The sequence below is a fragment of the Anabaena sp. EIM26 genome (assembly GCF_057568715.1).
The window spans coordinates 1,941,741-1,960,883 of record NZ_CM172472.1; the positions used below are offsets into that span (position 1 = coordinate 1,941,741).

22 protein-coding genes are annotated in these 19,143 nt (G+C 38.5%); 11 read left to right on the forward strand and 11 right to left on the reverse strand.

Annotation, left to right across the window (positions count from 1 at the left end; all coding sequences use genetic code 11):
• Positions 1-72: 72 nt before the first annotated feature.
• The 3 genes from AC012T_RS08340 to AC012T_RS08350 all read right to left on the reverse strand — a co-directional run bounded on the left by AC012T_RS08340 (position 73) and on the right by AC012T_RS08350 (position 1,370).
• A complete protein-coding gene (locus AC012T_RS08340) occupies positions 73-336 on the reverse strand; it encodes a Txe/YoeB family addiction module toxin (RefSeq protein WP_487064750.1) in 264 nt (87 codons plus the stop codon).
• On the reverse strand, positions 333-569 hold the full coding sequence (locus tag AC012T_RS08345; RefSeq protein ID WP_487064752.1) for a type II toxin-antitoxin system Phd/YefM family antitoxin: 237 nt from the start codon (positions 567-569) through the stop codon (positions 333-335). Before AC012T_RS08345 ends, AC012T_RS08340 begins: the two co-directional genes overlap by 4 nt.
• A gap of 369 nt (positions 570-938) precedes the next feature.
• Positions 939-1,370, reverse strand: a complete 432-nt coding sequence (locus AC012T_RS08350; RefSeq protein WP_487064754.1) for a nucleoside deaminase — start codon at positions 1,368-1,370, stop codon at positions 939-941.
• Positions 1,371-1,387: 17 nt separating this feature from the next.
• Between AC012T_RS08350 and AC012T_RS08355 the strand changes: the two genes are divergently transcribed.
• Entirely contained in the window at positions 1,388-2,311 is a 924-nt protein-coding gene (locus AC012T_RS08355) for a nucleoside hydrolase (protein ID WP_487064756.1), read from the forward strand.
• Between the two features lie 275 nt (positions 2,312-2,586).
• Here AC012T_RS08355 and AC012T_RS08360 read toward each other — a convergent pair whose 3' ends face one another.
• Positions 2,587-3,141: an NUDIX hydrolase gene (locus AC012T_RS08360; protein WP_487064758.1), complete on the reverse strand. Its 555-nt coding sequence runs from the start codon at positions 3,139-3,141 to the stop codon at positions 2,587-2,589.
• Between the two features lie 140 nt (positions 3,142-3,281).
• Between AC012T_RS08360 and AC012T_RS08365 the strand changes: the two genes are divergently transcribed.
• The 6 genes from AC012T_RS08365 (at position 3,282) to AC012T_RS08390 (ending at position 8,827) form a co-directional block, all read left to right on the forward strand.
• Positions 3,282-4,334 carry a dipeptide epimerase gene (locus AC012T_RS08365; RefSeq protein WP_487064760.1) on the forward strand — a complete coding sequence of 351 codons (1,053 nt, stop codon included), beginning with the start codon at positions 3,282-3,284 and terminating at the stop codon, positions 4,332-4,334.
• A complete protein-coding gene (locus tag AC012T_RS08370) occupies positions 4,318-5,364 on the forward strand; it encodes an N-acetyltransferase DgcN family protein (RefSeq protein WP_487064762.1) in 1,047 nt (348 codons plus the stop codon). The genes AC012T_RS08365 and AC012T_RS08370 overlap by 17 nt, the downstream gene beginning before the upstream one ends.
• A 93-nt stretch (positions 5,365-5,457) precedes the next feature.
• Positions 5,458-5,682: a DUF433 domain-containing protein gene (locus tag AC012T_RS08375; protein WP_487066513.1), complete on the forward strand. Its 225-nt coding sequence runs from the start codon at positions 5,458-5,460 to the stop codon at positions 5,680-5,682.
• Positions 5,666-5,992 carry a DUF5615 family PIN-like protein gene (locus AC012T_RS08380; protein WP_487064764.1) on the forward strand — a complete coding sequence of 109 codons (327 nt, stop codon included), beginning with the start codon at positions 5,666-5,668 and terminating at the stop codon, positions 5,990-5,992. The genes AC012T_RS08375 and AC012T_RS08380 overlap by 17 nt, the downstream gene beginning before the upstream one ends.
• A gap of 130 nt (positions 5,993-6,122) precedes the next feature.
• Positions 6,123-7,187 carry a serine/threonine protein kinase gene (locus AC012T_RS08385; protein ID WP_487064766.1) on the forward strand — a complete coding sequence of 355 codons (1,065 nt, stop codon included), beginning with the start codon at positions 6,123-6,125 and terminating at the stop codon, positions 7,185-7,187.
• Between the two features lie 62 nt (positions 7,188-7,249).
• On the forward strand, positions 7,250-8,827 hold the full coding sequence (locus tag AC012T_RS08390; protein WP_487064768.1) for a protein kinase domain-containing protein: 1,578 nt from the start codon (positions 7,250-7,252) through the stop codon (positions 8,825-8,827).
• A 41-nt stretch (positions 8,828-8,868) separates the two neighbouring features.
• Here the strand turns inward: AC012T_RS08390 and AC012T_RS08395 are convergent, their stop codons facing one another.
• From AC012T_RS08395 to AC012T_RS08420, 6 genes are all read right to left on the reverse strand, one after another.
• The gene (locus AC012T_RS08395; RefSeq protein ID WP_487064770.1) at positions 8,869-9,570 is read right to left on the reverse strand and encodes a Uma2 family endonuclease; all 702 of its coding nucleotides are present in this window, start codon (positions 9,568-9,570) and stop codon (positions 8,869-8,871) included.
• Positions 9,571-9,663: 93 nt separating this feature from the next.
• Entirely contained in the window at positions 9,664-10,578 is a 915-nt protein-coding gene (locus AC012T_RS08400) for a methylenetetrahydrofolate reductase (protein WP_487064772.1), read from the reverse strand.
• A gap of 59 nt (positions 10,579-10,637) precedes the next feature.
• Complete coding sequence (gene trpS / locus AC012T_RS08405; RefSeq protein WP_487064774.1) at positions 10,638-11,645, reverse strand: tryptophan--tRNA ligase; 1,008 nt, start codon at positions 11,643-11,645, stop codon at positions 10,638-10,640.
• 168 nt (positions 11,646-11,813) lie between these two features.
• Positions 11,814-12,158 carry a helix-turn-helix domain-containing protein gene (locus AC012T_RS08410; RefSeq protein ID WP_487064776.1) on the reverse strand — a complete coding sequence of 115 codons (345 nt, stop codon included), beginning with the start codon at positions 12,156-12,158 and terminating at the stop codon, positions 11,814-11,816.
• Positions 12,159-12,200: 42 nt separating this feature from the next.
• Positions 12,201-12,602, reverse strand: a complete 402-nt coding sequence (locus tag AC012T_RS08415) for a helix-turn-helix domain-containing protein (RefSeq protein WP_487064778.1) — start codon at positions 12,600-12,602, stop codon at positions 12,201-12,203.
• Positions 12,586-12,885 carry a type II toxin-antitoxin system HigB family toxin gene (locus AC012T_RS08420; protein WP_487064780.1) on the reverse strand — a complete coding sequence of 100 codons (300 nt, stop codon included), beginning with the start codon at positions 12,883-12,885 and terminating at the stop codon, positions 12,586-12,588. The genes AC012T_RS08415 and AC012T_RS08420 overlap by 17 nt, the downstream gene beginning before the upstream one ends.
• A gap of 194 nt (positions 12,886-13,079) precedes the next feature.
• Between AC012T_RS08420 and AC012T_RS08425 the strand changes: the two genes are divergently transcribed.
• Both AC012T_RS08425 and AC012T_RS08430 read left to right on the forward strand, forming a co-directional pair.
• Positions 13,080-14,645 (forward strand): B12-binding domain-containing radical SAM protein, encoded by a 1,566-nt coding sequence (locus AC012T_RS08425; protein WP_487064782.1) that lies wholly within the window; start codon positions 13,080-13,082, stop codon positions 14,643-14,645.
• Positions 14,646-14,801: 156 nt separating this feature from the next.
• Positions 14,802-15,251: an SRPBCC family protein gene (locus AC012T_RS08430; protein WP_487064784.1), complete on the forward strand. Its 450-nt coding sequence runs from the start codon at positions 14,802-14,804 to the stop codon at positions 15,249-15,251.
• Positions 15,252-15,341: 90 nt separating this feature from the next.
• Here AC012T_RS08430 and AC012T_RS08435 read toward each other — a convergent pair whose 3' ends face one another.
• On the reverse strand, positions 15,342-16,166 hold the full coding sequence (locus AC012T_RS08435; protein ID WP_487064786.1) for a SirB1 family protein: 825 nt from the start codon (positions 16,164-16,166) through the stop codon (positions 15,342-15,344).
• Between the two features lie 535 nt (positions 16,167-16,701).
• On the opposite strand from AC012T_RS08435, the gene AC012T_RS08440 reads away from it, so the two are divergent.
• Both AC012T_RS08440 and AC012T_RS08445 read left to right on the forward strand, forming a co-directional pair.
• Positions 16,702-17,562: a choice-of-anchor L domain-containing protein gene (locus tag AC012T_RS08440; protein ID WP_487064788.1), complete on the forward strand. Its 861-nt coding sequence runs from the start codon at positions 16,702-16,704 to the stop codon at positions 17,560-17,562.
• Between the two features lie 145 nt (positions 17,563-17,707).
• Entirely contained in the window at positions 17,708-18,250 is a 543-nt protein-coding gene (locus AC012T_RS08445) for a DUF2231 domain-containing protein (protein ID WP_487064790.1), read from the forward strand.
• The last annotated feature ends 893 nt before the right edge of the window (positions 18,251-19,143 follow it).

Here is a 19,143-nt window from a genome sequence, read left to right on the forward strand (position 1 = left end):
ATATCCCTACTTTAATTACCAAAATCTTCATTCCATAATTCTGGTTTTTTCATAAATTCATTAACAAATATACTACTCATAATGCGTCCACATTCGCAAAATTTTTACCGTATTTTCAGATTCAATTACTTCATATACTAACCGATGCTGAATATTAATTCGTCGAGAATATGCACCTTCTAAATCTCCCACTAATTTCTCATAAGGTGGCGGATTTTGAAACGGATTTATTTGAATTAAATCAAGTAAGCTTTGTGCTTTATCTCGTAAATTACTAGCAGCTAGTTTCTTAGCATCTTTCTGAGCTTGTTTGGTGTAGACTAAATTCCAACTCACCACTGTAACTCCCGATCACATTCTTCAATCGGTGTTGCTAGTCCTTCTTTAATTGATTCCCGCATCCCCTGAATAGACAGAAGATAGAGGCTTTCCTGTATAGATGCCCAATCTGCTTCCGATAATAATACTGCATTGCTATTTTGTCCAGCAATAATAATAGGTTGATGGGACTGATTCACCGAATCAATTAAATCCTGTAACTGCTGTTGAGCTTCATTAATTGGAATCATAATCCTCCATCTGTCAATTATGCTTCTTTCTATCTAATATAATATAATATAGCGTTTCCTAGTCTAGTGAAGTACAAAATCATCTGCGTTTATCTGCGTCCATCTGCGTTTAATGATTACAGTTTGTACCTCACTTCAATAGTAATTACTATAATATGAAAATTAATCCTGTTAATCCTTTAATCCTGGATATCCTGATTCTGACAGTTAAATATTAATAGAAAATTAATAACCCTATGAATTTTGATAACCTTTGTAAATACTTTGTTCAGCATGACATTGTTTATTAACAATAGAATAATGATTTTCGGGTTGATATAAACCAACCCAACTTACTTTATAAATATTGAATGCAGAATTAAAGAATCCTCAATTTCCAATATCTTCATTCCATAATTCTGGTTTTTGTGTAATAAATTCATTCATCATATTTTCGCATTCATCAAGGCTTAAATCAATGACTTCTACTCCATGAGAAACCATAAATTCTTTTGCACCAGGAAAAGTTTTTGATTCTCCAGCAATTACTTTTTTAATGCCAAATTGTACAACTGCACCAGCGCATAAATAACAAGGCATTAAGGTAGAATATAATGTTGTACCTTTGTAATTACCGATTCTCCCAGCATTCCTTAAACAATCAATTTCGGCATGGGTGACAGGATCACCATCTTGTACCCGTTTATTGTGTCCTTTACCGAGAATTTTGCCGTCTTTGACCAAAACAGAACCGATGGGAATTCCTCCTTCTTGTCTGCCTTGTTTAGCTTCGCTAATCGCAGCTTGCATAAATTCGTCCATTTATAAATTCTCCTGTTATGAAAAAACAACTGGTATTACTAGATCATGATGGCGGTGTAGATGATTATTTAGCAACTATGCTATTGCTGACAATGGATCATATCCAACTTCTTGGCATTGTTGCAACTCCCGCAGATTGTTATATTCAAGCATCTGTTAGCGCTACTCGTAAAATTCTTGATTTAATGGGATTTTCTCATATTCCAGTTGCAGAAAGTACTGTGCGCGGAATTAATCCTTTTCCTCGTCTTTATCGTCGTGATTCTTTTATTATTGATCGTTTACCTATTCTCAATCAAGAAGAAACTATTAATACGCCTTTAGTTGCACAAACAGGTCAAGATTTTATGGTGCAGGTGTTGCGGGAAGCACAAGAACCAGTCACGCTGATGGTAACTGGCCCTTTAACAACGGTAGCTGTAGCTTTAGATAAAGCACCGGAAATTGAAGAAAAAATTGCTAAAATTGCTTGGATGGGTGGTGCTTTAAATGTACCAGGAAATGTGGAAAAAAGTATAGAAGCAGGACAAGATGGTTCTGCTGAATGGAATGTTTATTGGGATGCAGTTTCAGCAGCACGAGTTTGGGAAACACAAATTGAAGTTATTATGTGTCCTTTGGATTTAACTAATAATGTACCTATGTCATTAGAGTTATTCAAAAAAATTACTAGACAACGCCAATATCCTATTTCTGATTTAGCAGGTCAATGTTATGCTTTAGTTGCCCATCAAGATTATTATTTTTGGGATGTTTTAGCAACGGCTTATTTAGGTAAACCTGAATTTTATGAATTGCGAGAATGGGAAACAGAAATTATTACTACTGGTGTTAGTCAAGGACGAACTAAGGTAGTATCTGGAGGGAGGAAAATCTACGCGATGGATAAAGTAGATAAGGAGGCTTTTTATGCTTATATTTTACAGCAATGGGCAAGATAATTGATTTCTCGTTCCCATACTCTGTATGGGAATGAATTCTAGAAGGCTCTGCCTTTTCATGAAAGCTTTAGGCAGAGCCTATATATAGCATTCCCAGTCTCCGACTGGGAACGAGATCGAGATATTTATAATTCGTAATTTTTCTCGTTCCCATACTCTGTATGGGAATGAATTCTAGAAGGCTCTGCCTTCCCATGAAGGCTTTAGGCAGAGCCTATATGATAGCATTCCCAGTCGGAGACTGGGAACGAGATCGAGATATTTGTAATTCGTAATTATCCCTGCTTGAGGAAATTTAAACCTAAGAAAAGGGCTGCTATAGTCCCAGCTACAGAGATTTCTCTTTGAGCAATTTTATCTAATACTGATTTTATGGGAATTAAAACAATTTCAATTTCTTCGGTAATATCTAGATTTTGTTCACCAACTTTAACGGCATTTTCTGCTAAAAATAAATGTATTTGATTGGTATCTTTGCTCGGTTTGTCATAAAGAGTGCCAATTTTTTGTAAGTTCTGGACAGAATAACCTGTTTCTTCTCTTAATTCTCTGATTGCTGCTGTTTCTGCACTTTCTTTGGTGGGATTAAAGCTTCCTGCGGGTAGTTCTAAAAAAAATTCCCCTACAGCGTGTCTGTATTGACGAACAAAAATTATTTCTTGTTGATTAGTAATCGGTAAAATGAGTGCAATATCTGGCTTAATACTGATAAAATAGTCATCTATAATTTGCCCATTAGGCAATTCTATTTTATCTTGTCTAACCTTACACCAGTGATGGTCTATGATCATGTTTGATGTTAGAGTTTTCCATTTTTGTAAATTAGTCATATATTCAAGTTGCGGATAAAAAATTACTTAAAATGTTATATGGTTAAGTGCAAATGTAAAAAAGTATAACAGATATACTAAAAAACCTAAACTTTGAACTTAAACTGTTTGCTTGCCTCAATTCAATATCCAGTATATATATGCAAATTAATGTCAAAATATTTACTGTTAACAAACGATTTCCATTAACTATTAGTAGAGGGACTACGGCACAGACGACTAATGTGTGGGTGCAGATTTCCCATGATGGGGTTGAAGGTTGGGGGGAAGCATCACCTTTTGGTGTGGGCGATCGCAAACAGTCTACTGATACAATTAGAGCAGCTTTGCAGGAAATTACGCCTATTTTGCAGACATTTAGCCCTTGGGAACGGCAGCAGATAGAGAAGGTATTGGCTCAAAAGCAGGTTCCTTCGGCAGCGAGGGCGGCTTTAGATATGGCGCTGTATGATTGGATGGGTAAACATCTGGGACTACCTCTATGGCAAATTTGGGGACTGGATAAAAATGCGATCGCACCCACTTCGGTGACAATTGGTATTAATTCCCCAGAAGGAGCAGCAGCGAGGACGCGAGACTGGCTAGAATACATGGATGTGCGGCTGTTAAAGGTGAAGTTAGGTTCACCAGCAGGGATAGATGCAGACCGAAAAATGCTGTTAGCTGTGCAGAAAGAAGCACCAGAAACAGAGTTATTTGTAGATGCTAACGGGGGTTGGAATTTGGCAGATGCGATCGCAATGTCTCTTTGGTTAGCTGATTTAGGTATAAAATATATAGAACAGCCATTACCACGGGGTCAAGAAAACAATTTAGCTACCCTGAAGGAGCATTCCCCTTTACCAATTTTTGTAGATGAAAGTTGTTTTACAAATGCTGATATTCCTGAATTAGCCGACTATGTAGATGGTATCAACATCAAGCTAATGAAATCTGGTGGTTTAAGTGAAGCCATGCGAATGGTACATACAGCTAAAGCACATGGTTTAAAAGTGATGTTTGGCTGTTATTCTGATAGTTCACTGGCTAATACAGCAGCTTTACAACTTGCACCTTTAGCAGATTATTTAGATTTAGATAGTCACCTCAATTTAATTGATGACCCTTTTATGGGTGCAGTGGTGCATGAAGGACGAGTTTTACCTAATGATTTACCTGGTTTGGGAGTAAAATATAGTGCGTTTGCCGCTTAATCAAAAAACAGCAATTTTACTGCATGAGGGACTCAGTGGTACTCAGGGTAAAACCGGTTTGTCCATTTTACGCTACAGTGAAGCCCCAATTGTCGCAGTTATTGACCGTGAATCTGTTGGTAAATCTTTATCAGAGTTAACAGGTATCAAGCGTGATGTTCCCATTGTGGCATCGGTAGCTGAAACCTTTCGGTATATGCCGGAAGTATTAGTAATTGGTATTGCTCCCAAAGGTGGTTTAGTACCGGATAATTACTGGCCTGATATTAAAGATGCTCTCAAAGGAGGAATGTCTTTGGTTAACGGTTTACACACACCTTTAGCTAATATCCCGGAGTTAAATGCACTATTAAAACCAGGACAGTTAATTTGGGATGTCCGCAAAGAACCAGCTAATTTAGATGTAGCTTCGGGGTTAGCGCGGACTCTTCCCTGTCGTCGGGTGTTGACGGTGGGAACTGATATGGCTATTGGTAAAATGTCCACTAGTTTAGAATTACATTGGGCTGCGAAATTGCGTGGTTGGCGTTCTAAGTTTTTGGCAACTGGTCAAACTGGTTTAATGTTAGAAGGTGATGGAGTAGCTTTGGATGCTGTACGGGTAGATTTTGCTGCGGGTGCTGTAGAACAGTTGGTAATGCGTTTTGGTAAGCACTACGATATTCTGCAAATTGAAGGACAAGGTTCTCTGTTGCATCCTGGTTCGACTGCAACTTTACCTTTAATTCGTGGTTCCCAACCAACACATTTGGTATTAGTTCATCAAGCCGGACAAACTCATAACCGCAATAATCCTCATGTGCCAATTCCACCGTTACCAGAAGTAATTAAGATGTATGAAATGGTGGCTAGTGCAGCGGGTGCTTTTGCTAAAGTTCCGGTGGTGGGTATTGCTTTGAATACTAGAAATTTAGATGAAGCTGGAGCTAGGAGTGCGATCGCTCAAACTATAGCCGAAACCGGTCTACCTTGTACAGATCCTGTGCGTTTTGATGCTGGAGTGTTGTTAGATGCAGTCATGCGTGGTTAACCATATTAAGTTTCTCACTTTATATAAATTCCACTAACTTACTTTTAAGATACAATTACCGTACAAGCTGGTAGCCTTATGGCTGTATTTGTGATGGCATTAACATCCCGTATTGTTCATACCGACCCAGACATTCTAGGAGGAATCCCTGTTTTTGTGGGAACTCGTGTACCAATGAGAACCCTACTTGATTATCTTGAAGCGGGTGATTCATTAGAAGTATTTCTAGACCATTTTCCCAGCGTCAGTCGAGAACAGGCGATTGCAGCCCTAGAATTAGCAAAAGAAATGCTGACAGCCTATGCGAATCCTGCTTGATGAATGTGTCCCACGTCCTCTAAAGCGTGAACTTTCTGATTACAAGATACGCACAGTTGTCGAGATGGGATGGTCAGGAAAAAAGAATGGTGAATTGCTGCGGCTTATGAGTCAGGATGGCTTCACAATTCTGCTCACTACTGATCAAAATTTGCGTTATCAGCAAAATTTACAGCAAGCTGGAGTGGCAGTCGTCGTTCTTGTAGCACCCAGTAATAAGCTCTCTGACTTACTTCCTCTCATACCAGATGCTCGTAATGTTTTGAATAGCATTACTCCAGGAGAAGTAATTGAAATTGGAAGCTTCTGACTTACTTAGCACGGCTCAGAATAAATTTTAAGTCTAATAGCGAAAGTCGTCAGTGTTCTTAGATGCGGTGATGCGGGGTTAGTTATAGCGGTCACCATCAAGACAGATTTAAGCTACACGAGCTTTTTATGTGAAAATTGATCCAAGTATTTTGGAAGTTGCAAAAATGGCTTGGGTAGCAGGTAATCAATTGCAAGGTGGAAAATACACCATTGAAAGAGAGTTGAGAAGGGGACGCTTTGGTATTACTTATTTGGTGAGAAACAAAAATAATCATCGCCAAATTATTAAAACCTTAGATGTTAATTTACTCACATCCCTGAGCCAATCAGACCGGGAACGGGTAGAAACGATGTTTTGGCAAGAAGCGGTAAAACTTACTCGCTGTCAGCACCAGCATATTGTTAAATTTGCCGAACCTTTTAAAGAAGCAGAGTCTTCGTGTTTGGTGATGGAGTATGTGGACGGAGTAAATTTAGATGAACGTAGCCAATTACAAATTCCTGAAGAACAAGCATTAGTTTATATTCGACAAATTGGGGAAGCTTTGACAGTTGTACATGAAAACAATTTGATTCATGGAGATGTGCAACCAGAAAATATTATTCTGCGCGGTGGAAGACCTGAAGCAGTATTAATAGATTTTGATTTAGCCCTAGATTTTAGCAATGAACTAACGACGCGACGGGCGAAGGAAAACGCCGAAGGATTTACATCTCCTGAGCTTTACGCTAAAAGTACTAAACCAACTGCTGCAAGTGATATTTATTCTTTGGCTGCAACTCTCTATGTACTTTTGACAGGAAAAATACCTGTGGATGCTCTCAAACGTAAAGTGGATAATATTAATTTACCAGAACCAAAAGAAATCAATCCACAAATTAGCGATCGCGTCAACCAAGCAATTTTAACCGGTATGAAATTATCTCCCCAAGAGCGATCGCAATCAATGAGAGAATGGCTCGATTCTTTGGGATTACCTGGAGAAGCAAGCAAACCTAAGTCAACTGTAAATCCTCAAACTAACCCAAATTGGGATAAAAAAATCCAGTTCTGGACATTGATTATAGGTGCGATCGCTGCTATTGGAACATTACTCTCAGGCTTAGTTGGCTGGATTCCTCTTTTCAAGCAATCTCCACCTACCAACACACCGTCACCTTCTCCTACTTCTTCACCTACCAAGACACCGTAGAATCAAGTAAACTTTTCTTATGAGGTGGTATGAAAATAAATATTTTTTAATCAGAGGTATTCATGACCTGGCCAATAGGGCAAAAATTGAAAGGTGGTGACTATATTATTGAGCAGGTTCTGGGAAAAGGGGGATTTGGGATTACTTACAGGGCATTGCAGGTTAACCTCAATCGGCAAGTTGTCATTAAGACTCCTGATGAATATCTTCACTATGACTCAGAGTATGACAAGTATATAAAGAGATTTATTACAGAAGGACAGACACTAGCACGTCTAACTCAAGACCCCCATCCTCACATTGTGGGAGTAATTGAACTATTCGAGGAAGGTAACACCCATTGCTTAGTGATGGAATTTGTACCAGGGGAAAATTTATTTCAGGTAGTCAAGCGTAGGGGAGCATTACCAGAGGAGGAAATCGTTCCTTATATTCGCCAAATCGGGGAAGCTTTGATGGTGGTGCATCAATCGGGATTAGTACACCGAGATGCTCACCCTGGAAATATCATGCTGCGGAGTAATGGCAGAGCGGTTTTGATTGACTTTGGTATTGCCAAACAAATAATCCCGGCAACCCAGAGTTCAACGGATAAAGCGGCTCATGAGAGCTTTGCACCTTATGAACAGAGATACAAAGGTAGTAGAGATCCACGGGTTGATATTTACTGTCTAGCTGCTAGTCTTTATTATGGGGTCACTGGTCAAAACCCCACAAATTCCTTAGCTCGTAAGCTAGATAATGATCCTCTGATTCCACCACAACAGCTTATTTCCAGTGTCAGCGATGGATTAAATCAGGCAATTGTCAACGGTATGGCTTTGGAGGCAAAAGACCGCCCCCAATCAATGCAAGCATGGTTAGAAATGTTAGACTACGAGGCTCAAGTTTCAAGTTATGAGCCACAAGTTTCAAGTTTTCAAGATAAGAATTTATCCATCATTCTTGAAATAATAGAAATTGTAGAAAATCTGTTTATGAGAAGTGTTAGAATAATGGCACTAGATGTAGTTGAATTTTTAGCGGGTATTGGAAATTATTCATTTTTAGACATTCTCAAAATTGAAATACCTTTCAATAAAACTCAAATTAAAAAAGTATTTTATACATTTATTTTTTTTGTATTGGCAACTGTATATGATATATTTCCTAAATCCAATCCGTCAATTTCAAGTAAAAATGCTACAGTCCCTAAATCCAATCCGTCAATTTCAAGTAAAAACGCTACAGTTCCTAAATCAAATCAGCCTGTTTTAATTACCCAAGAGCAAGCGGTTTCTTTAATTAATACTTACCTAAAAGCAAAACAATTAATGGTCGCTCCTCCCTATGATCGTCAATTTGCTGCTGAATTGACTACAGGTCAGAAATATGAAGAATTAGCTGGAAAAAATTCTAATATAGATTGGCTTCAATTAAATAACTCATATTATAAATATGGTACACAGCGTATTGACGATGTATACAGATTTTCGCAAAATGGTAATAGCGCAGTGATTCAATTAAAACTTACTGAAGAGATTTTCTTATACGAGAGTAATATACTTGTTACGAAAACTCTAGAAACGATGAATATTACTTACAATTTTCAATTTGTAGACGGGCGTTGGAAAATCGCTTCTCAGAAAGTCAATAAATAACCTACCTACTAGATCAAAAATGAGAACTAAAGTAACTAATATTAAGCTTCTGGTTCAACTCCCAAAGCCCGCAACTGTGCAGTCAAGCGATTCGCTCTTTCCTCACCAGTTAATAATAAATTACCTTGCAAATCCCACCACCGCAACCAGGGTAATTCCATATTCTGATATTCACCTTGCCATAAACCCAACTCAACACCCATAGGTGTAATTGGATAATGTCCCTGTTCATTTACTGGTAATAGCTGATATTGTCCACCAATAAATTTATAAACTTCTAAACTGGCTTTATTTACTTCATAGATTCCATAAAAAGCAGGTTTAATTACCTGTTCATAAATCCAAAAATTCCCTTTCCAAGGAGTTTTATCTCGCTCTTCTGCACCATCCCCAGAAACAAATTCTACAACAATCAATGGCGAAATCCATTCTAACCAACGAACATAAGAACGTCGGATTTTACCATCTAGTAAAGGTGGGACATTGGGTATATAAAACCAGTCTGGAGCTAGTGTGCCAATTTCTGGTGGCTCGGTAATGCGCCAATAAATAGCACTATTTTGACCTATGATATATTGCCCATCTGAATGAAGTTTTTGCAATACAGGTTTAATGGAATCGGTTAGTAAAATGCTTTGGGGATGTGCCTGAAAGTTTTTTACAAAAGTACCATCAGACTCTGGAAGTTGCGTATGATCTGGAAGGCTGGTTTCTAGGTAGGGACGGTTGATTGCAGCGGTCATATACCCTCGCGCTGGATGAGGTTTGTTTTAGTTTAGCAATATTGGGAAGGAAAGCGATCGCACCTAACTAACTCAATACGATCGCATTTCCCTCTAAATAACCTTCTCCACCCCTGCTAAATCCAAGATAGGTGCGATCGCATCTTCCCGTTTCACCGCCATCATATGCACACCCTGACACAATTGCCGCGCAATCTGCACTTGTTCCGCTGCAATTTTCATTCCTTCTTCTAGCGGATCTTTCGCTTTTGCTAACCTATCAATAATATGTTGGGGAATATTTACACCGGGAACAGCCTTATTAATAAACTGGGCATTTTTTGCAGATTTCAACAGAAAAATTCCCGCCAAAATTGGTTTATTATAACCTGCGGCAATTTTATCCATGAATTTTTCAAGGATTTCAAAATCTGTAATTAATTGACTTTGAAAAAATTGCGCTCCGGCTTCTACTTTCTTTTCAAAACGACTTTGCAAACCTGACCAACTTTTAGATTGAGGATCTACCGCTGCACCTGCAAATAAATCTAATGCACCATCATTGAGAATTTTTTCATTAAAATCAACACCCTGATTCATCTTCCTAATTAATTGCAACAGCCGCACAGCTTCTAAATCAAATACAGCCTTTGCATCAGGATGATCACCTGCTTTTACAGGGTCGCCAGTTAAAGCTAAAATGTTGCGGATACCCAAAGCATGAGCGCCCATTAAATCTGCTTGTAATCCTATCCGATTGCGATCGCGACAAGCAACTTGGCAAATCGGCTCAATTCCATTTTGCAATAAAATCGCTGACGCAACCAACGAAGACATCCGCATCACGGCTCTGCTACCATCAGTAATGTTGACAGCATGAACTCTCCCCTTAAGAGTCGCTGCCATTTTCAGCATCTGCGTGGGATCTCCTCCCTTGGGAGGTGCGACTTCAGCAGTAACGAGAAACTCACCTGCTGCTACCGCCTTGCGGAAGTTATTTAATGCACTAAAGCTATGGGTATCCGGCATAATGTTATCAGTTCGGTTTCCTTAAAGGGTAAAACAAATCACACCCAAAAGCGCAAACCTTAGAGAGGAACAGAGAAACCCAAAGCTGCTTTAACATCTGCTAAAGTAGAGCAAGCGATCGCTTCCGCTTTTTCCCTACCATCTCGCAACACCGACTCTAGATAACCTTTATCTTTCATTACCTCCGCATATTTTTCTTGAATTGGTTTTAAAGCATTAATTGTTGTTTCTGTCAATAATGGTTTAAATTGTCCCCAACCCATATCTGCACATTCAACCGCTACCTCTTCTTTGGTTTTTCCAGCCAGCAGAGTATACAGCGTTAACAGGTTATGACATTCTGGACGTTCTGAGTCATCAAAGGTTAAACCCCGCACCAAATCAGTTTTACAGCGTTTAATTTTCTTCGTAATTTGATCTGGTGGATCTAAAACATTAATTCGACTCAATTCTGAAGGATCAGATTTTGACATCTTCCGTGTTCCATCTGTCAAACTCATCACCCTTGCACCTTCCTTTCTAATTAAAGGATCTGGTAACTTCAGCACAGGTGCATCTTTCGCAAATTGGTGATTAAACCTGTTGACGATATCCCTTGTTAGTTCCAAGTGTTGTTTTTGATCTTCACCCACCGGCACTTTATCCGCTTGATAAAGCAGAATATCCGCAGCCATTAGCACGGGATAATCTAACAAACCAACACCGACATTTTCACCTTGTTTAACCGCTTTTTCCTTAAACTGGATCATATCTTGTAACCAGTTAAGCGGTGTAATGCAGTTTAGCAACCAGGTAAGTTCACTGTGCGCGGAAACGTGAGATTGGACAAAAATGTGAGAATGACTTAAATCAATACCACAAGCTAAATATAAAGCAGCAATATTGTAAGTATCAGCCGCTAAAGTGGCGGGATTATGCGGTACAGTGATTGCGTGCAAATCTACCACACAAAAGAAATTTTCATACTGGTCTTGAATTTCTACCCAGTTACGAATCGCACCTAAGTAGTTACCTAAGTGTAAATTACCAGTTGGTTGAACTCCCGACAAAACGCGCTGCTTACCCATAATTATTAGTTAGTTATCTCCAATCACCGCTTTTTTAGGTTGCGGTCACAAAACCCATTTTAGTAGTCATTGGGAATTAGTGATTGGGGATTGGTTAATCTAACCTTAGTAAAAAGACCCAAATTCTCTAGACTTTTGCAAGAAGTCTATTACTTCAATACTGAACCATTACTCAACTAAATAAGTAGGATCTATTTGAAAAAAAGCCGCTAAGTCTTGAATTTGATTCGCTGTCAATTGGCGTTTACCATTACAAATATCTAAAACTATTGACTCACTTTCTAAAATAGAAACTAAATCTTTTGGTTGGAGATTAGATTCTTCTAGCAAAGCTTGAAGAAGTGCAACCCCTTTTAGGGTAGGTATTATTTCATGTTGCTGTTCATAATCATAAACAAGAGTACCAAGAGCTTTGAGATAGTCTCGATTATCTTCTGTAATATTTACTTTATCTAAAATAGAATTAATTTGGTTTTGGGTGGCAATTAATTCTTGTTCATTTATAATAAACATCTTGCGAAAGTATCTTTATATTTTGCACACCTAATCAGATTTTTACCGTTGTAAAAGTTCTACATCTACCTGAAAAAAATTTGCTAAAGCTTGAGCTTGCGTTTCATTTATCGGTAACTGATTACTAATAATCTCAGAAACTATATTAGGCGAGCCAATCACTTCAACTAAATCTTCTTGGGTAATATTTTGTGCCTCCATTAAGTGTAATAACATAGAATGCTGTGTTCCTAGAGGTATAGGATAATTTTCTTCCTCAAATTTGGAGATGAGTGTTACCAACAATTCCAATAGTGCTTTTTCCTCTAGCGTTAGATGGGAACGGTGTTCTAAATTCTGCACAATAGCGATTGCTGCTTCATTTTCTTCCTCAGTAGTGATTACTTTTGGTTGATACTGAGCAAGTAAAGCGGCATAGGACTCTGGATTAAAAGTAAGGGTCATGTTTCCATTTTCCTTGATCGTATTCAGCATGAGTGAAAATATACTTAATATAAATTCTTTGGCTAGAATAGACAATATCAACAATTAAGCGATAGTTATTTCCTTTAATGTTAAAAACCGTAAAATTACCAACTGATTCAGCAGTTTTATAAACTGATTGGACATCAATTAAGTTTTGCCATTGAGCCTTACTAGCTACTCTATACCAGTTATAAAGTGCATCACAAGCATCAGCATGAGTAAAACAAAACTCTCGCAAAATTTTCCGACTAATAACATTCACTCCTCTTTGAATCTCCCTGATTGTTGAATAAATAAATAAACTAAGTTAGATAATTATAATGCCCTAATCATATCTTGTCTAGATATTAATTGAAAAATCTGTATCTCCAGATGGATAAAAACTAAGTTACCCAGATTTTACAATTCAAAACTGAATGGGTTTTGATAATAAAGCAAATCAGGGGGATATGGTTGATGAAAGCTTTACTACTCTGGCCAATCATGCCTAATTCCTTCTGGTCTTACCAGGAAACCCTTGATTTGGCTGGTTTAAGTGCCACAAGTCCCCCCTTGGGTTTAGTCACAGTTGCAGCGATGTTACCGAGTGACTGGGAGATTAGATTGTGCGATCGCAATGTCCATCTTGAAACTGATGCAGATTGGCAATGGTGCGATATCATCATCATCTCTGCAATGATTATCCAAAAACAAGATTTTGGTGAATTAATTCAAAAAGGAATTGCATTAGGTAAAAAAGTGGCCGTGGGTGGCCCTTTTCCCACATCAGTCCCAGAATTTGCTTTAGCAGCAGGAGCTAATTACCTCATTTTAGATGAAGGTGAATGCACTATCCCCATGTTCTTGGAGGCTTTGGAAAGGGGGGAAGAACAAGGTATTTTCCGTTCTCTAGAAAAACCGGATGTCACCCAAACTCCTATCCCCCGGTTTGATTTGCTCGACTTAAATGCTTATTATGCAATCACGGTGCAGTTTTCTAGGGGTTGTCCTTTTCAATGTGAATTTTGCGATATTATCAACTTATTTGGTCGTAAGCCACGCACTAAAACCCCTGAACAGATGTTAGCTGAACTGGAAGTTCTCTATCAAATGGGCTGGAATCGTTATATATTTTTGGTAGATGATAATTTTATTGGTAATAAACGTAATGCTAAGATATTTTTACGGGCTTTGATTCCTTGGATGGAGGAACGCAAATATCCATTCACTTTTATTACAGAAGCTTCGCTGAATCTAGCAGAAGATGATGAACTGATAGATTTGATGGTGAAAGCAGGTTTCACAACTGTATTTATGGGAATTGAAACCCCAGATGTTAATAGCTTAGTAGGAGTTAATAAAGAACAAAATACACGTCAATCTTTGCAGGAATCATGCGACAAAATTACCCGCGCAGGATTGCAAATAATGTCTGGTTTTATTTTGGGTTTTGATAATGAACGTGTAGGTGCTGGTAAACGCATTCAGCAGTTTATCGAAGAAACCGGTATTCCCCAAGCTCATCTAAGTTTATTGCAAGCGTTACCCAATACAACAATGTGGACTCGTCTGGAACAAGAAGGACGGTTACAGGAAGGGGTAGGTGAATTCTTTACTACTCAGAAGTCTTTGATGAATTTTGCCCCCACTCGTCCAATGTCTGAAATTGTCAACGAGTTTATTGAAGCTTTCTGGAATATATATCAACCCTTGCCTTATCTTAAACGAACATTTCGCCATTTTATCATCATGGATGGTTGGCGGCCTCAACACTACCGGATTTTGACTGTGGCAGAGTTGCGATTTTTCCTTGCTATCTGCTGGAGACAGGGTATGATGCGTTCTACTCGGTTTCTATTTTGGTGGCAATTGATAGCGATCGCATTTCGTAAACCAAATTTATTGTATGACTATTTGATTGCTTTGGGTGTAGGTGAACACTTTTTTAATTTTCGTCATGAAGTAAAAGCACAACTGCAAGAACAACTAGAAACTTTACAACAGCAAGAAAAAACAAGCCTACAGTTAGAAACTGTGCGTTAATTTCATGCTTTTGATCTGTGTTCTACCCCTTCAAAACACCGTACCAATCTACCGCTTATCGTTCCTATTGCCTCCCTCTATCGCCAAAACATAGCATCTGGCAGAGAGTTAGCCTATAGCTTACTATAAAAATAGCAATAGCATCACCACCAAAAAATGTCCCAGGTTTTAGAACAATCAATTAAAATTAAAGCCGCTGCTACAGTAGTAGAGCAATGTGTCACCGATTTAACACTAATGCACCGCTGGCTTAACCCCGTTCTCCGTTGCGAACCTGTGGGAAAAGTTTGGAGTACAGATATTGGCAGTCGTAGTCGGTTTATAATTCAAATTCCTGTAATTAAGCCCACATTGAACACAATTGTGATCGAACGGCAACCAGGTTTGGTAATCTGGGGATTCAAAGGATTTTTCCAAGGAAGCGATCGCTGGGAATGTCAACCTGTAGCAAAAGGCACACTTCTAATTAATCGCTTTGAGTTTCAGATTCCCAACCCTTTAGTTAGTTGGGGATTTAACACCTTTGCTGCATCTTGGACACAAGCAGATATGCAAGCTCAACTGCGTCGTCTCAAACGAGTTGCAGAAGAACTGGCTAATTCGTAATTGAGGAATAGGGAATAGGGAATAGGGAATAGGTAGAAAGTTATTCTTCTCTGCTCCTCTGCCCCCTTCTATAAGTAATTTTGAATTAATTTAGTTTTTTCTACCCAATTGTGCCAGTAATTGGCGAATTACAGTTGCATCTTCAGCGTCGGGAACCTTGGCTAAATAACTTTGTAAATCTTCTATAGCTTGAGTGAACTGACCAAGTTTATAGTAGAGCAAACCTCTATCTCTCAATTCTAAACTCACGCCAGGAAACAACAACAAAATTCGCTCCACTGCGGCTAGACTTCTTTCTGAATCCTGCTGTTTGAGGTAAATATACTTCAAATTTGCCAGTATTCGGGCTAAAATCTGCTTATTACTAACTGCGGCCAAAAATTCAGGTTGTAGAGTCACAGATTGCTGATAAATTTGCGAAAGCCTTTCTTGGCAATCTTGTGCAAACATCACTTCACCACCATTAAAGGCATCAACAAAAATCTCGATATCAGTAACATCAGGACGAATCAGGAAATGTCCAGGCATTCCCACCCCCACCATTGGGAAATCAATACGTTTTGCAACTTCTAGGTAAACCAGGGCTAAAGTAATGGGAATCCCCGTTCTGCGTTCAATTACATCATTGAAAAAACTATTACGCGGGTCATAGTAATTGACTTTATTACCCTTGTAGCCCAAATCATCGTATAAATACTGATTAATACTTTGAATTACCCGCAGTGGATAGCGGGAAGATGGTAAACGCTCTTGTAACTCAACAGCCATTGTATCAAGGGCGTTGAAATATTCTTCTATATCAATATCAGGATATTCTTCTTGAGCAATATACAAAGCTGCCTTGGCCAAGTTGATAGACTCGTCAGATTGTTGAATCTCTTGGTAAAAATACTGACGTGCTGACGAGAAATTCATAAGCAATAGGGATGAAGCGACTGAGGGAAAAGTAAACGGTTTTTTGTACTTACTCTTATTTTAGGGTATTTAGAGGATTTAGAAATGTCTATTCTTTCGTTACCCGTTTCCAGACTGAGAAAGCTGTTCTGGATGTCATACCTCCCATATCTTAGTTCGTATATGGACACCTCCTAATATCGCACCTAGACCATGAACACGAAAGAAGTTTTTATGTATTTTCAAAATTAACACATCTATCCAAGGTATGAAAAATTGTCAAAAATAGCTTTTTAATTCACACCCAATTTACTAATATTGATACCAACTTCATATTTTCTTTATGTATAAATAACCGTAAAATCTGCTACAAAATCAGTCTTTAATCCATATCAAGCAAGTGTTTTGTCCTGTGATCTCTCTACATATAGTATTTCTATCCCTCAGTAAATTTTCTGTAAAGCTACTAAAAAATGCTTTACAGGCACTTTTAGTCAGTATTAGTATTAACAGCATAGACAGCAAATAAAAACTTAGTCTCCAAAGAAATCACACAATGAATACTATAAGTGTTTTGAAAAAATTCTCAATGGTAGCAGCTGCTGCGGTGAGTGCAACTGTAGCTCTAGGTGGTCAAGGTGCAGCTTTCGCGTTTACTGTAACCCAAAACAATGATGGTAATACATTACTCAACTCATTACTAGGATCAAATATTAATGGACTCAGTGGTTTCAGTGTCACCACTACAGGTAACGCAAATGCGTTTGGCTTGTTCAGTGATGATCCATTTGGTTTGGGTTCTGGTGTTGTTCTCAGTACAGGAAATGTTTTAGATGTAGTTGGTCCCAATGATACATCTAGCAAAACTACCAATTATGGAACAGCAGGTGACACTGCTGGATCTTTCGACTTAGCTCAACTAGATATTTCCTTCTTTGCTGACAATACAGTAAGCAATGTCTTCTTTGAATATGTATTTGGTTCAGAAGAATTTTTAGAGTGGGCCGGTAGCGGATTCAACGATTCCTTCGAGCTTTTATTGAACGGAACCAACTTAGCACTTTTAGCTAATAGTAACCCAGTCAGTATCAATAACCTGGCAAATAGTCCTACTGGACCTTTTGATCCTGCTTACATCAATAATATTGGTAATGACACCCAGTTAGATGGATACACCACAAATCTTACTTTTCAGGGTGCTGTAAATAAAAATGCGGTAAATACTCTCAGCATCAAAATTAAGGATGTAGGTGATAGTGCTTGGGATTCTGCTGTGTTTTTAAAGGGCGGATCTATTAATGTAGTACCACCTAAGCCAGTTCCCGAACCCGCTTCACTCATCGGTATCTTAGGCTTAGGTGCATTTGGCGTTACTTCTCTTCGCAAACGCAAGCAACAAGCTACATTTAAAGCATAAATCTATCATTTAATTTAATTCTTGCCGTGTTCATTCTGGACATGGCATTTTTTATTTTAATACCAACGATACCCAATTCCTCCGCTAGATAGATAAAATCTGATGTTTAGTTTCCTCAAATAGGGAAATAAAAGGAGCTAAATTCATGGAAACTACGGAACCGACTTCTACACCATTCCCGAATGTTCCACCAATTATTGAAAGTGATGATAGAGAATATCGAGATAGCGGAGTACCCAGTACAGTAGCGATCGCTGGACATCCCTTACATCCCTTAAGTATAATTTTCCCTATCGCCTTTCTAGCAGCAGCTTTGGGTAGCGATTTTGGCTACTGGTTAACTCGTGATTTCTTTTGGGCTAGGGCTTCTCTGTGGTTAATCGGTTCGGGGTTAGTTACTGGTATCATTGCCTCAATAATTGGCATGAGCGATTTTTTGCAAATTGAACGAGTCCGCAAACGCTCCGCAGGCTGGGCGCATTTGATTCTTAACCTTTCTATTCTTATCTTCACAGCCATAAACTTTATTCTGCGTTACGGAGATGCTGAGTTACGTATACTCCCTTGGGGTTTCGCTCTCTCCGCACTGGTCGGGACATTAACGAGTATGACTGGTTGGTTTGGAGCAGAACTTTCTTATCGCCATAAAATCGGTGTAGTTGGTGCGGGTAGTAAAAGATATCCATAATCACAACAGGTCAGGTTTTCTAGTTTCCAGTCTCCAAACTGGGAATTTTCTGTTGGATATTCTATGTCTCATATTATGGAGACAGAATATCTGTATATTTGCTACTACCGGGAAGTAGTACACTTGCTCATACTCCACTGCATACAAAATAGTATTTTTACTAGCTTCATAATAACTTTATATACTGATATCGGTTGGGTATACTACTTCTTCTATTTGAAAGCTTTACACCATAAGTATTTGACGCTACTCTCTCGAAAAGAGTATTTTTTCTGACGGTGAATTTTCTGTGAAGATCCGAAAACCGCTTTACAGGCATTTAATAGCCGTATTAGTATCAGTGGCATCGCAGGCAATAAAAAAACTTGTTTTTCAGGAAAAATACTATGACTAACGTAAATGTATTGACAAAGTTATCAATGGCTACCGCAGGAGCAGCGGTTATTGCTTTGGGTGTATCCCTACAAGCTGCTCAAGCCACAACGCTGTTTAATGATCAGACACTATTTCAGAATTCCCTAAGTAATTTCATCATTGATGATTATGAAAGTCTCAGCTACCAGAATGGTGATATATTTAATTCTAGTTCTCTAAGTATTCATACGAATGCTTCCATGAACGATGTATTTGGCGAAACCAAATACACAACAACCACTAATTTTGGTGTTAACGGATACAACTTAATATTTGAAAGAACTCCGGGAAATCACATTTACTGTGCTGGTTGTAATGGTTCTTTCTTATTAGATTTTACCCAAACAGCATTGGGAAATGCGCTAGGGGTATTTGGTGCAGGCTTTAATATTTTAGATCCGACTGATTATTATGCTTATGTCACCTTTGGGGATAATAGTACTGAAAACTTCTCCCTTGCTGGACAAAACTTTTGGGGT

Coding starts and splice junctions, on each gene's coding strand:
- AC012T_RS08395 (WP_487064770.1), bottom strand. CDS start 9,570: ATGACCGCTGCAATCAACCGTCCCTACCTAGAAACCAGCCTTCCAGAT.
- AC012T_RS08435 (WP_487064786.1), bottom strand. CDS start 16,166: ATGAATTTCTCGTCAGCACGTCAGTATTTTTACCAAGAGATTCAACAA.
- AC012T_RS08365 (WP_487064760.1), top strand. CDS start 3,282: ATGCAAATTAATGTCAAAATATTTACTGTTAACAAACGATTTCCATTA.
- AC012T_RS08425 (WP_487064782.1), top strand. CDS start 13,080: ATGAAAGCTTTACTACTCTGGCCAATCATGCCTAATTCCTTCTGGTCT.
- AC012T_RS08355 (WP_487064756.1), top strand. CDS start 1,388: ATGAAAAAACAACTGGTATTACTAGATCATGATGGCGGTGTAGATGAT.
- AC012T_RS08375 (WP_487066513.1), top strand. CDS start 5,458: ATGGCATTAACATCCCGTATTGTTCATACCGACCCAGACATTCTAGGA.
- AC012T_RS08390 (WP_487064768.1), top strand. CDS start 7,250: ATGACCTGGCCAATAGGGCAAAAATTGAAAGGTGGTGACTATATTATT.
- AC012T_RS08410 (WP_487064776.1), bottom strand. CDS start 12,158: ATGTTTATTATAAATGAACAAGAATTAATTGCCACCCAAAACCAAATT.
- AC012T_RS08430 (WP_487064784.1), top strand. CDS start 14,802: ATGTCCCAGGTTTTAGAACAATCAATTAAAATTAAAGCCGCTGCTACA.
- AC012T_RS08400 (WP_487064772.1), bottom strand. CDS start 10,578: ATGCCGGATACCCATAGCTTTAGTGCATTAAATAACTTCCGCAAGGCG.
- AC012T_RS08380 (WP_487064764.1), top strand. CDS start 5,666: ATGCGAATCCTGCTTGATGAATGTGTCCCACGTCCTCTAAAGCGTGAA.
- AC012T_RS08350 (WP_487064754.1), bottom strand. CDS start 1,370: ATGGACGAATTTATGCAAGCTGCGATTAGCGAAGCTAAACAAGGCAGA.
- AC012T_RS08345 (WP_487064752.1), bottom strand. CDS start 569: ATGATTCCAATTAATGAAGCTCAACAGCAGTTACAGGATTTAATTGAT.
- AC012T_RS08415 (WP_487064778.1), bottom strand. CDS start 12,602: ATGACCCTTACTTTTAATCCAGAGTCCTATGCCGCTTTACTTGCTCAG.
- AC012T_RS08440 (WP_487064788.1), top strand. CDS start 16,702: ATGAATACTATAAGTGTTTTGAAAAAATTCTCAATGGTAGCAGCTGCT.
- AC012T_RS08445 (WP_487064790.1), top strand. CDS start 17,708: ATGGAAACTACGGAACCGACTTCTACACCATTCCCGAATGTTCCACCA.
- trpS (WP_487064774.1), bottom strand. CDS start 11,645: ATGGGTAAGCAGCGCGTTTTGTCGGGAGTTCAACCAACTGGTAATTTA.
- AC012T_RS08360 (WP_487064758.1), bottom strand. CDS start 3,141: ATGACTAATTTACAAAAATGGAAAACTCTAACATCAAACATGATCATA.